This window comes from Acinetobacter sp. CWB-B33 (assembly GCF_039655955.1).
Taxonomy (GTDB): domain Bacteria; phylum Pseudomonadota; class Gammaproteobacteria; order Pseudomonadales; family Moraxellaceae; genus Acinetobacter; species Acinetobacter bouvetii.
Window position 1 is genome coordinate 566328 of sequence record NZ_JAGFEU010000001.1, and the last position, 12016, is coordinate 578343.

Genomic DNA, 12016 nt, shown 5'->3' on the forward strand with positions numbered 1-12016 from the left:
AATATTTAAACTGTATAACTATGCAAAATAAGAAGTTTGAGGTCTGATTAATTTGCAATTCAAAGTTTTTTTAAATCAAAAGCGTTAATGCTATGATAAGCATGAGGCGTAGCGGAGCAATGGCGCAGGTGCATATTTCACATAAGGCTTTTCGTAATATCGGATTAATTGGACGTCCTGACAAATCGTCAGTGGTTGAAACCTTATGCCTGATACATGATCATTTATTGAGTTTAGGGCTGCATCCGGTTTTTGATACGGAAACAGCACAGCTGGTTCCTTACAGCAATACCCAAACGGTCAGCAAGGCATTGCTGGGTGAAGTTGTGGATTTGGTCATCGTTGTCGGCGGTGATGGTTCTTTGCTGCATGCCGCGCGGTCATTGGTCAAGTTCAATACCCCAGTCATCGGGGTCAACCGCGGACGTTTAGGCTTTCTAACTGACATCAAGCCAACAGAAGTGATTTTTAAGCTGGATCAAGTATTGAAAGGTGAGTTTCAGCAAGATCGTCGCTTTTTGCTGGAAATTGAAATCCGCTCAAAAGGCGAAACTATTTATGACGCGATTGCCTTAAATGATGTGGTGCTGCATTCAGGCAAATCGGTGCACATGATTGACTTTGAATTGAATATTGACGGTCAGTATGTTTACCGCCAGCATAGCGATGGCTTAATTGTCTCTACACCGACCGGTTCTACAGCCTATGCGCTGTCTGGCGGCGGGCCAATTGTGCATCCCAGCATGGATGCGATAGCTTTAGTGCCGATGCATCCGCATACGCTGTCATCCCGCCCGATTGTGGTGGGCGGCCAAAGTGAAATTAAGATTTTCATCCGTGAAAACCGCGTGCTGCCCATGGTCAGCGCGGACGGCCAAAACAGTGTAACGCTGGGTGTCGGCGACAGCTTACACATCCGTAAGCACCCATTTAAACTAAATTTGCTTCACCCGCCAGGTTATGACTTCTATATGGCTTGCCGTACCAAGCTTGGCTGGAATCAAGACTTTGACTCATTTAAACAGGATTAGCCCATGAATATTGAACAAATGCTTGCCGTACTTGATCCTGAAATTGTTGCACGCTTAAAGACGGCAATTGAAATTGGAAAATGGCCCAATGGCGTGGCGCTTACGCCAGAACAGCGTAAAACCTGCATGCAAGCGGTCTATGCATGGGAAATTAAGAATTTACCGGAAACTGAGCGTAGCGGCTATATCGACCGCGGAACCAAAGAAGAAGATGAACATTGTGATTCTCATGTTGAAGAGCCAGAGTTCAAGCCAATTCGTTTTGTGTGATTGATTTCGGCACAGCTTCTAAAAAGCCAGCATAATGCTGGCTTTTTAATTGGCAATGCTGATGCTGTACATTTGGCCATTTTCAAAGCTGACACACAGCGCGTAGATGCTGACATCTGCAGGCAGTACAAAATCTAAATGATTTTCATGAAACAGGATTTCATCATCGGTCAAATCATCGGCATTTAGCGCGTAATGGTCATCCAGCTCCAATTTATCAATAATTTGTTCTGTGCTTGGTTTAGGGCTGCCAAAATGCGCTGTCCAATATGCGGCAGGGATGGTATCCAAATGATGCTGGATAAACTGCATGACCACTTGGGTAAATGAGTTTCTAAAACTGATGGCGTCAAATAAGGCGTTGCGGGCCTGCGATTCTTTTTCTGCAGCGCGGGTATGCATTGATATTGCCATGTGGGTCCCTCTTTATTTTATTTATGATAACGGATGCACATAAATAAATTAGCATGGTTGATCCGCTATGCCTAGCGGATCTCATTTTGCTCTGTATTAATCTTGCAGCAATTTATTCCGCAATTTCAGATGCAGCGCCGCGTTTCAGCCATAGGTTTTGAGCCAGCGGCATTGCTTCTTCAAAACTGCGGACGGCGCCCATGGCATACAGCGCGATGCCCATGGTCTGTACAGTTGCAAGTTCGCCATATTCATGACTTTGTTTGCCTTCCCAAACCGCCTTAAAGACCGCTAAATCCAATTCTTCTTCGACTGGGCTGCGGTTGACCGTCAGTTTTGGCAATTCATGTTCATACATCTCGCCATCCTGAATGCCGCAAATTAAGGTTTTTGCATCTGGATTGCGTTCAAACTCGCCGCCTTCGCCTTTAATGACAGCACTGTTCTGATAACCCAGTTTAAAAGCGGCCTGCTGATGCGAACTGCGGTATGCCGGGTGGAAAATGGCCTGCATTGTGGCTTTGGCATTAAATGGATTAATCAATCGCGCCAAAGTATGAATAGGGGAACGCAGCCCCATCACATTGCGCAGGGCAATCAAATCGCTGAGGATTGGAGAAATGGCATGCAAAGGCAGATAAGCAAAATTCCGTTCAGCCAGCTGTGCTTCCACTTCAGTATTGCTGCTGCAGATTGGGTAACCGAGGTATTCTAAAACCTGCTCGGTATACAGGCGGTTAATTGTGTGTCCTGATGCGCCATGCATCACCACTTTATAGCCGTGCTTTGCCAAAGTCAGCGCCGCAAGTAAAAACCACGGGTAGTGCTTACGTTTTCCTGCATATGAAGACCAGTCTAAATCGACCTGCAAAGATTTAAAATTCAATTGGTCACGGGTCGCCTGTACAAAACCAGCCAGTTCATCTACCGATTCTTCTTTTACCCGCAGCAGCATCAGAAATGCGCCTAATTGCACGTCCAGGACTTCATCTTTCAAAATCATGCTGAAGGCTTGATAGGCTTCGTCATAGCTTAATGAGCGGGCGCCATTTTTCCCTTTGCCAATAATGCGGATAAATTGGGCAAATGGATGTTCAGCATCTTTATAAATATTTCGTTTGGTATTCATGGGACGGGATTTTTTAAAAGTATAGGCAAACATTTCAGTTTACTTTTTCATTTGGTATTTTTCAGCCAATTTTTTATGACCCTTTAGTAGACACTAGACTATAGTCTAATAAAAAATGAGCATTTATTGATCATATTTAACATTTAAGGCAAAAAATCGGCTTAAGAAATTGGTAAAATTTAACCGTATTCTTGTGTGTTCTTTATCTCCTGAGCATTTGCTGCATGCAATGTTGGCTTGACGTGGTTTTTTCCCCTTAAAAATCACACTCACACTTTTTTAAGATTTTTAAAGTATTGGATGATACTCAATACGATAGTGCTCTTTTGTCAGCGGCAAATGAGTTCGGGCTGTTTATTTCTCAGGAAATAAACATAAAAATGGAAATTTTCTGGAAACGGAAGCTGATCGTGAAGTATTCTCATGACGAAAAAACCAATTTATAAGTCGCTGTATTTTCAGGTGATTGTTGCTATTATTTTGGGTGTTCTGGTGGGGCATTTCTCACCAAGTTCCACTGAAATTGTAAACGGCGTAAAACAAAGCGTACCTGGATTAGGTGAGCAGCTGAAACCATTGGGTGATGCTTTTATTAAGCTCATCAAAATGATTATTGCGCCAGTGATTTTCTGTACGGTTGTCAGTGGTATTGCCGGCATGGAAAGCATGAAATCTGTCGGTAAAACCGGCGGTATCGCGCTGCTTTACTTTGAAGTCGTGTCGACACTGGCATTGGTTATTGGCCTGGTGGTGATTAATATCGCCAAGCCGGGTGTGGGCATGAACATCGACCCTGCGACTTTAGATGTATCGGGCATTTCTAAATACGTAGAATCTGGCGCCTCGCAATCAACAGTTGATTTCTTGCTGCATATTATTCCAAATACGGTCGTTGGCGCATTTGCAGAAGGCGAAATTCTGCAAGTCCTGCTGTTTGCGCTGCTGTTTGGTTTTGCGCTGCATAAATTAGGCGATGCGGGCAAGCCGGTATTGAAATTTATTGATCAAATTTCACATGTTTTCTTTAACATTGTGAACATGATCATGAAGCTTGCTCCGATTGGCGCATTTGGCGCAATGGCATTTACGATTGGTAAATACGGCATTGGTTCTTTGGCTCAATTGGCGCAATTGATCATCTGCTTCTATATCACGTGCTTGTTGTTTATTTTTATTGTATTGGGTTCTATCGCGCGTTTCAGCGGCTTCAGTATTTTAAAAATGATCCGCATGATCCGTGAAGAATTGCTGATTGTACTGGGCACATCATCTTCTGAATCTGTATTGCCGCGCATGCTGAAAAAGCTGGAAATTGCCGGCTGTGAAAAATCGGTTGTGGGGCTGGTGATTCCGACTGGCTATTCATTTAACTTAGACGGTACATCCATCTATTTAACAATGGCCGCGATCTTTATTGCGCAAGCGACTAATACGCAGTTGGATTTAGCGCATGAAATTACGCTTTTAGCGGTGCTGCTGATTTCATCTAAAGGCGCAGCTGGCGTAACAGGTTCAGGCTTTATTGTCATGGCGGCGACATTGTCTGCTGTCGGCCATATTCCTGTTGCAGGCTTGGCATTGATTTTAGGTATTGACCGTTTCATGTCAGAAGCCCGCGCATTAACCAACTTGGTTGGTAACTCTTTGGCAACTATTGTGGTAGCAAAATGGGTTGGCCAGTTAGATACTGATAAGCTGAATAATGCATTGAATAATCCTGCAGAAGTTGACCGCAAAATGCTTGAGGAAAACAATCAGGCGCATGCTTAATTTGTTTTGCTGTTAAAAAAGGAAGCTTCGGCTTCCTTTTTTTGTGTCCGCTGTCGGCTGCATGATTCAGCGGCCGCGAAATTTGAACGCTGAGGTTTTCTTTCATGACGCATGCAAAAAACTCGAATAGGATGGTGTGAATCAAAACAACAATGTGAACAAGGAAATGCGCCATGCTGGCTTATGATGCAGATTTAGAATTATTTAGAGATAATTTCCGCCGCTTTATGCAGGAACAGATTGCGCCGCATTATGAGCAATGGGAGCGTGAAGGGATTATGCCGCGTTCTGTATGGACTGCTTTAGGTGAAAATGGCTTCCTGTGCGTAGATGTGCCAGAAGAATATGGCGGATATGGGGTGCCGACTCACTATTCTCTGATGCTGGTGGAAGAGTCAGCCCGTGCGGGATTCAGCGCGCTGTCGACAGGAATTTCATGCCATTCAGAAATTGCTGCGCCGTATATTCTGCACATTGGCTCAGAAGAGCAAAAGCAATATTGGCTGCCGAAAATGGTCAGCGGTGAAGTCGTGGGCGCAATTGGCATGACTGAGCCGGGGGCAGGTTCAGATTTGCAATCCATGCGCAGCAGCGCAATTTTGCAAGGCGATCATTATCTGCTGAATGGCTCTAAAACCTTTATTTCCAATGGACAGCATGCAGATTTAGTGGTGCTGGCGGCGAAAACAGATCCGCAAGCGCGCGCGAAAGGCGTTTCTTTACTGCTGGTGGATACGCATTTAGACGGCTTTAAGAAGGGGACAAACCTCGACAAGATTGGCCTGCATTCACAGGATACTTCGGAGCTGTTCTATGACAATGTTAAAGTTCCCAAAGAACAGCTTTTGGGGCAGGCTGGCCAAGGTTTTGCTTATTTAATGCAGGAATTGCCGCGTGAACGCACTGCCATTGCATCAACGGCAATAGGCGCAATCCGCGGCTCTATTGATTTGGCTGTTCAATATGTCAAAGAGCGTCAGGCTTTTGGCCAAGCGGTAGGCCAGTTCCAAAATACCCGCTTTGTCTTGGCGCAGGCTAAAATAGATGAACTGGCTACGGCAGCATTTTATGAGCGCAATGTTGAACTGTACATGCAAGGCAAATTAGATGTAGAAACAGCGGCAGCCTTAAAGAGTTTCTCAACAGATATGCAGATGAAAATTGCAGACAATTTACTGCAGCTGTTTGGCGGCTACGGCTATATGACTGAATATCCGATTTCACGCTTCTTTGTTGATGCACGGATTCAGCGCATTTATGGCGGCACCAATGAAATTATGAAAGAAATTGTCGCGCGCGGCATGTTAGGCCGCTAATGGCTGCAGGCAGGCAATAAAAAAAGAGCTTTCACGCTCTTTTTTTATTGCGGCTTACTGGCTGAGAACATGCAGTGTTTCACGGATAAATTCAGGCAGGTCTGCCGGCGCGCGGGAGGTAATATATAAATTATTGTCATTCACGACCGGTTTGTCAAAATAGACGGCGCCGGCATTCTGCAGTTCAATCATAATGGGTTTAATCGAGGTCATTCTGCGGCCTTTCACCACTTGCGCATTAATCAGCAGCTGCGGTCCGTGGCAAATGCACATAATCGGCTTGTAGGCGCCGGCAAAATCACGGACAAACTCCACATAGCGCTCATCACTGCGCAGCAAGCTGGGTGAGTGCCCTCCAGGGATCAGCAGCGCATCAAAATCATGAATTGAAACGTGGTCTATACTTTGGTCGATAGTGACGGCGTAGGTCCTGTTTTTCCCATAGACAATATTGCCGGCGCGATGTTCGATATTGGAAATGCAATGCCGGGCAGCGCGGAATGCTTCAACCGGTTCGGTATATTCTGAATCTTCAAAATCATGAGTGACCAGTACCGCGATTCTTTTGCGCATGAGCGAAATTCCTGTTCCAGTATTGCATTCTAAAAGACTATAGGAAAAATATTAAAAATCTGTGATTGGTTTGCAGCATATTGGTCTAATAATGTTATTGAAAACATTTGCTAAAAGTAAAATGTATTCAGTTTTAAATAGATGGATATTGATTGCGGCGGCCAAGCCTTGATCTTCAAATCTAAAGGACTTTTGCTTAAAAAACTATCACTTTTCATGGTTTTCTTTATAGATAAAACATCTGTGCTCATCGGGAAATGATGCATCAGCGGCTTGGCGCTTCGCATACAATGGCGGTAACAGAATTGCTAAACCGCTTTGTTTATTCCAGTCTTTATATTTATTTTGTTGATGAGGTTTTTCAGCACTGCTGATGGTTTAAACAACTGTCTGTTTTTAAGGCTGAATCAATCAATGTTGTATTGCGCAACATTTGAAACCTAACTATTGTTATACTGTTTGCAACCATGATTTTGAAGGGCGACATAACAATGATCAATGACGATCAGAACACCACGGCTTCTCTTGACCTAGTTCAAATCCGCGAGGACATTGATTCGGTTGATATGCAGATTCAACAGCTGATCAACCGCCGCGCAAAATTGGCAGAAGCCGTTGCTAAAGCGAAATTTGCTGCTGAAGAGAACCCGCTGTTTTACCGTCCTGAACGTGAAGCGCAAGTTTTACGCAAAGTTATGGAGCGCAATGAAGGTCCGCTGTCAGATGCTACAATGGCGCGCTTATTCCGTGAAATTATGTCAGCTTGCCTGGCGCTGGAAGCCCCGCAAAGCATTGCATTTTTAGGCCCAGTCGGCACGTATACGCATTCAGCCGTATTAAAGCATTTTGGTCAGGATGCAGTGATCCGCCCATTGCCGACGATTGATGAAGTTTTCCGTGAAGTTGAAGCGGGCAGTGCGCATTATGGTCTGGTGCCGGTGGAAAACTCGTCTGAAGGCGTGGTCAACCATACATTAGACTGCTTCAAAACTTCGCATTTAAATGTGATTGGCGAAGTTGAATTGCCCATTCATCATCAATTTTTAATTTCTGAAAATACCCGCAAAGACAGCATTAAGCAGATTTATGCGCATCAGCAAACGTTGGCGCAGTGCCGCAGCTGGCTGGATGCGCATTATCCGGGTGTGGAACGCGTAGCGCTCAGTTCAAATGCAGAAGCCGCGCGCCGTATCCGCAATGAATGGCATTCTGCCGCGATTGCGTCAGAAGTGGCTGCCAATATCTACAACCTGGAAATTCTGCACAGCAACATTGAAGACAACCCAGAAAACACCACACGTTTCTTGGTGATTGGCCGTGAAAAAATTCCGCAAAGCGGCAATGATAAAACCTCTTTGTTAATTTCAGCACATGACCGCGCTGGCGCATTGCTGGAAATCTTGGCGCCGTTCGCTAAGCATAAAATCAGTTTGACCAGTATTGAAACCCGTCCAGCGCTGCCTGAAAAATGGGCCTATGTGTTCTTCATTGATTTGGAAGGTCATGTCGAGCAGGACAATGTCAAAGCTGCGCTGGAAGAAATCCGCCCATTGGTGAAAGAGCTTCGCGTATTGGGTTCATATCCTATTGCCGTTTTATAAATCACAGCCGCACTGAATCTTCATCAAGGTTCAGTGCATGTATCACTTGAAATCATCGGAAGTGTAAAATGACGTTTGTCCCAGCCAATGAAGGCATCGCAAAACTTAAGCCGTATCAACCGGGTAAGCCGATCAGTGAACTTGAACGCGAGTTGGGGATTACTGATATTGTCAAATTAGCCTCAAATGAAAATCCATTGGGCTGTTCAGATAAGGTGAAAGAAGCGGTTGCAGCAGAGTTGGCTGAAATTGGGCGATATCCAGACGGCGGCGGTTTTATTTTAAAAGACCAAGTGCAAGCGCAGTTTGGTGTTGCGCATGACCGTATTACACTGGGCAACGGTTCAAACGATCTTCTTGAAATGTTTGCCCGCGCATTTGTGTCTTCAAGCGATTCTGTGGTGTACAGCCAGCATGCTTTTGCTGTGTACAGCTTAGTCACGCAAGCGATTAATGCTGAAGCAATCGAAGTGCCAGCCAAAGGCTTTGCGCATGACTTAGACGCAATGGCTGCGGCGGTAAAAGAAAATACCAAGCTGATTTTTATTGCCAACCCGAACAATCCGACGGGAACTTGGTTTGAAGAAGCTGAATTTGACGCTTTCATGCAAAAAGTGCCCGCTGATGTGATTGTGGTGCTGGATGAAGCCTATGTGGAATATTTCCCGGAAAACTTCAACAGCCTGAAATTCTTGGAACAGTATCCAAACCTGATTGTCAGCCGCACATTATCTAAATGCTATGGCTTGGCTGCGCTTCGTGTCGGCTTTGCTTTGGCATCTGCAGAAGTGACTGATTATTTAAACCGTATCCGCCAGCCATTCAATGTGAATCATTTGGCGATGGTGGCTGCGGTTGCTGCCCTGAAAGATGAAGACTTTATTGCAAAATCTCGTGAAGTGAACAAAACAGGCATGGCGCAGCTGCAGGCGGGTTTTGAAAAGCTGGGCTTGAGCTATGTGCCTTCACGCGCCAACTTTATTTTGGTGGATGTACAGGCAGATCCTGCGCAAACATTCAATGGCCTGCTGAAAGAAGGCGTCATTGTGCGTCCGGTGGGCATTGCAAATCACTTGCGTGTATCTATTGGCACCGAAGCAGAAAATGCGAAGTTCTTAGCAGCTTTGGCAAAAGTGCTGGAATTAGAGGCTGTTGCATAAGTTATGTCTGCGCCACTGTTTGAAAAAGTTGCTTTTATCGGGCTTGGGCTGATTGGCTCAAGCCTTGCCCGCGTGATGATTGCTGAAAATTTGGCAACACAAATCGTCGCATCGACCCGCTCTAAACAGACACTGGAAGATGCAAAAGCCTTAGGCTTAATTCAGGAAGGGTACAGTGACCCGATTGAAGCCGTCAAAGGTGCGGATTTGGTGGTTTTGGCATTGCCAGTCCGTGCGACGCAAAAGGTGCTGGAAGCCATTCAGCCATATTTGTCAGAAAATGTAATTTTGACCGATGTCGGCAGCACCAAAGGCAATGTGGTTGATGCTGCTAAAGCGGTATATGGTGAATATTTGCCGGCTGGGTTTGTACCGGGCCATCCGATTGCAGGTGCAGAACACACAGGGGTGCATGCAGGCAAGGTCGATTTATTTGCCAACCATAAAGTGATTTTAACGCCGCTGCCAAGCAGTGCAGACTGGGCGGTCGAAAAACTGATTCAACTGTGGCAAGCCGCCAAGGCGGAAGTGATTTGCATGGATGTGGAAAAGCATGATGAAGTGCTTGCGCATACCAGCCATCTTCCGCACTTAATGGCCTTTAATTTGGTTGAGCAATTGGCCAACCGTGAAGATAATCTAGATATATTCCGTTATGCCGCTGGCGGCTTCCGCGATTTTTCCAGAATTGCAGCCAGTGATCCGCAAATGTGGCATGACATTTTTTTTGCCAATAAAAAAGCAATTTTAAATGCAGTCGACGGCTTTGAAAAACAGCTTAAGACTTTGCGTCAATTGATTGAAGATGAAAATTCTCAAGCACTCATGGGTGTATTGGGACATGCACAGGCAGCCCGCCAGCATTTTAATCATATGCTTGCCAACAAACCTTTGATGGAGAAAAACAAAGTGACGACACAGCAATTTACTATTTTACCGGGCCAGAAAAATTTCCAAGGTAAATTTACCGTGCCAGGCGACAAATCTGTGTCACACCGCTCCATCATGTTTGGCGCCATTGCTGAAGGCACAACGCACGTGACTGGCTTTTTGGAAGGCGAAGATGCGCTTGCAACACTTCAGGCTTTCCGGGATATGGGCGTGAGCATTGAAGGCCCTAAAAATGGCGAAGTCACTATTCACGGTGTGGGTATGCATGGCTTAAAAGCACCGGCCAGCGCGCTGTACATGGGCAACTCAGGCACATCGATGCGCTTGCTTGCAGGCATGCTGTCTGCACAGAAATTCGATTCTGTCATGACCGGTGATGCATCACTGTCTAAGCGCCCAATGGAGCGTATTGCCAAGCCCCTGCGTGCAATGGGCGCGCATATTCAGACTACGGGTGAGCGCGGAACACCGCCTGTATCAATTACCGGCAATCAGCCTTTAAAAGGGATTCAATACGATTTGCCAATGGCGTCTGCACAAGTGAAATCAGGTATTTTACTGGCAGGGCTTTGGGCTGAAGGTGAAACAGCGGTTACTGAACCAGAACCGACGCGGGATCATTCAGAACGCATGCTCCGCACTTTTGGCTATGATGTGAAAACTGAAGGCAACCGTATTTCACTGCAAGGCGGTGGCAAGCTAATGGCTACCGATATTCAAGTGCCATCTGACATTTCATCGGCGGCCTTCTTTATGGTGGGCGCTGCCATTACTGAAGGTTCAGATGTAACACTGGAAGCTGTGGGCATTAACCCAACGCGTACGGGTGTCATTGAAATTTTAAAACAGATGGGCGCTGACCTGACTGTGGAAAATGAGCGCATTGCAGGCGGTGAGCCGATTGCAGACATCCGTATCCGCGGAACGCGGACATTGAAAGGCATTCATATGCCGGAAGATCAAGTGCCGTTGGCCATTGATGAATTTCCTGCATTGTTTATCGCTGCGGCCTGTGCTGAAGGTCAAACCATTTTGACTGGCGCTGCGGAACTCCGCGTAAAAGAATCTGACCGTATTCAAGTGATGGCGGATGGCCTGAAAATTATGGGCATTGACTGCACGCCAACCGATGATGGCATCATCATTGAAGGAAAAGGCAAAGCAGGCGAGTGGGGCGCAATATTCACTGGCGGTGAAATTGAGTCGCATCACGATCACCGTATTGCCATGAGTTTTTCTATGGCTGGACTGCGGACTTCTGGCGAAATCAAGATTGTCGGTACAGAAACTGTGGCAACCAGTTTCCCGACATTTACTGCATTGGCAACTCAAGCAGGTTTGGCGATTCAGGTGACTGAATAAAAATATGTAAAAACTGTATATTTGTTAGACAACAGCCAAGCAAACGCTTGGCTGTTTTGTATTTATTGCTTATTCTAAAACCATACAACAAAAATGCCTTTGGATAACACGATGAGAAAATTACAATTTGCGGCGAACTGTGCCCATCAGCCAAAAGTAGATGACTATAATGTCGTGCAAAAACAAGTGGCTGATTTATTGGCGGCTAAACTGAGTCAATACGGTTTTCAAACCTTATCTCAAAGCGGCGATCAAATTGCGGTGAGTGTAGACAATCATGCTTTGCCATTGTCAGTGACCTGCCAAGGACATAATGTGGATGGCCATTTGGTGTGTGAAATTACATCATATCCGGATGAAGATCAGGATTGGTTAGACCGCATTGCAGAGCAGAGTTTATTGAATCAATTGGCGCAGGCGGTTGAAAATACACTGAAAGAAGATGAGTCATTTAGTCAGTTTCAGTGGAAAAGCTGATTTTGCTGTTCTGAATGTTTAG

Annotated in this window: 11 protein-coding genes; 8 read left to right on the forward strand and 3 right to left on the reverse strand. The window is 45.5% G+C overall.

What is annotated here, in order from left to right; genetic code table 11:
• Window positions 1–92: 92 nt before the first annotated feature.
• Both JZ784_RS02680 and JZ784_RS02685 read left to right on the forward strand, forming a co-directional pair.
• Window positions 93–1031 carry an NAD(+) kinase gene (locus JZ784_RS02680; RefSeq protein ID WP_026253353.1) on the forward strand — a complete coding sequence of 313 codons (939 nt, stop codon included), beginning with the start codon at window positions 93–95 and terminating at the stop codon, window positions 1029–1031.
• 3 nt (window positions 1032–1034) lie between these two features.
• Window positions 1035–1301, forward strand: coding sequence for a DUF1315 family protein (locus tag JZ784_RS02685; protein WP_005010997.1), 267 nt, complete (start codon window positions 1035–1037; stop codon window positions 1299–1301).
• A gap of 45 nt (window positions 1302–1346) precedes the next feature.
• Here the strand turns inward: JZ784_RS02685 and JZ784_RS02690 are convergent, their stop codons facing one another.
• Both JZ784_RS02690 and JZ784_RS02695 read right to left on the reverse strand, forming a co-directional pair.
• On the reverse strand, window positions 1347–1715 hold the full coding sequence (locus JZ784_RS02690; protein ID WP_219189694.1) for a hypothetical protein: 369 nt from the start codon (window positions 1713–1715) through the stop codon (window positions 1347–1349).
• Between the two features lie 112 nt (window positions 1716–1827).
• Complete coding sequence (locus JZ784_RS02695; RefSeq protein WP_346313705.1) at window positions 1828–2844, reverse strand: glycosyl transferase family protein; 1017 nt, start codon at window positions 2842–2844, stop codon at window positions 1828–1830.
• 423 nt (window positions 2845–3267) lie between these two features.
• Between JZ784_RS02695 and JZ784_RS02700 the strand changes: the two genes are divergently transcribed.
• Both JZ784_RS02700 and JZ784_RS02705 read left to right on the forward strand, forming a co-directional pair.
• The gene (locus JZ784_RS02700; RefSeq protein WP_346313706.1) at window positions 3268–4614 is read left to right on the forward strand and encodes a dicarboxylate/amino acid:cation symporter; all 1347 of its coding nucleotides are present in this window, start codon (window positions 3268–3270) and stop codon (window positions 4612–4614) included.
• 173 nt (window positions 4615–4787) lie between these two features.
• The gene (locus tag JZ784_RS02705) at window positions 4788–5930 is read left to right on the forward strand and encodes an acyl-CoA dehydrogenase family protein (protein ID WP_346313707.1); all 1143 of its coding nucleotides are present in this window, start codon (window positions 4788–4790) and stop codon (window positions 5928–5930) included.
• 54 nt (window positions 5931–5984) lie between these two features.
• Here the strand turns inward: JZ784_RS02705 and JZ784_RS02710 are convergent, their stop codons facing one another.
• Window positions 5985–6503 carry a type 1 glutamine amidotransferase domain-containing protein gene (locus JZ784_RS02710; RefSeq protein WP_346313708.1) on the reverse strand — a complete coding sequence of 173 codons (519 nt, stop codon included), beginning with the start codon at window positions 6501–6503 and terminating at the stop codon, window positions 5985–5987.
• A gap of 491 nt (window positions 6504–6994) precedes the next feature.
• Here JZ784_RS02710 and pheA point away from each other — a divergent pair, with 491 nt between their 5' ends.
• From pheA to JZ784_RS02730, 4 genes are all read left to right on the forward strand, one after another.
• The gene (pheA, locus tag JZ784_RS02715) at window positions 6995–8104 is read left to right on the forward strand and encodes a prephenate dehydratase (RefSeq protein WP_005010987.1); all 1110 of its coding nucleotides are present in this window, start codon (window positions 6995–6997) and stop codon (window positions 8102–8104) included.
• Between the two features lie 68 nt (window positions 8105–8172).
• Window positions 8173–9264 (forward strand): histidinol-phosphate transaminase, encoded by a 1092-nt coding sequence (gene hisC, locus JZ784_RS02720; protein WP_346313709.1) that lies wholly within the window; start codon window positions 8173–8175, stop codon window positions 9262–9264.
• 3 nt (window positions 9265–9267) lie between these two features.
• The gene (locus JZ784_RS02725; protein WP_346313710.1) at window positions 9268–11517 is read left to right on the forward strand and encodes a bifunctional prephenate dehydrogenase/3-phosphoshikimate 1-carboxyvinyltransferase; all 2250 of its coding nucleotides are present in this window, start codon (window positions 9268–9270) and stop codon (window positions 11515–11517) included.
• Window positions 11518–11628: 111 nt separating this feature from the next.
• Entirely contained in the window at window positions 11629–11994 is a 366-nt protein-coding gene (locus JZ784_RS02730) for a hypothetical protein (protein ID WP_005010983.1), read from the forward strand.
• Window positions 11995–12016 lie beyond the last annotated feature (22 nt).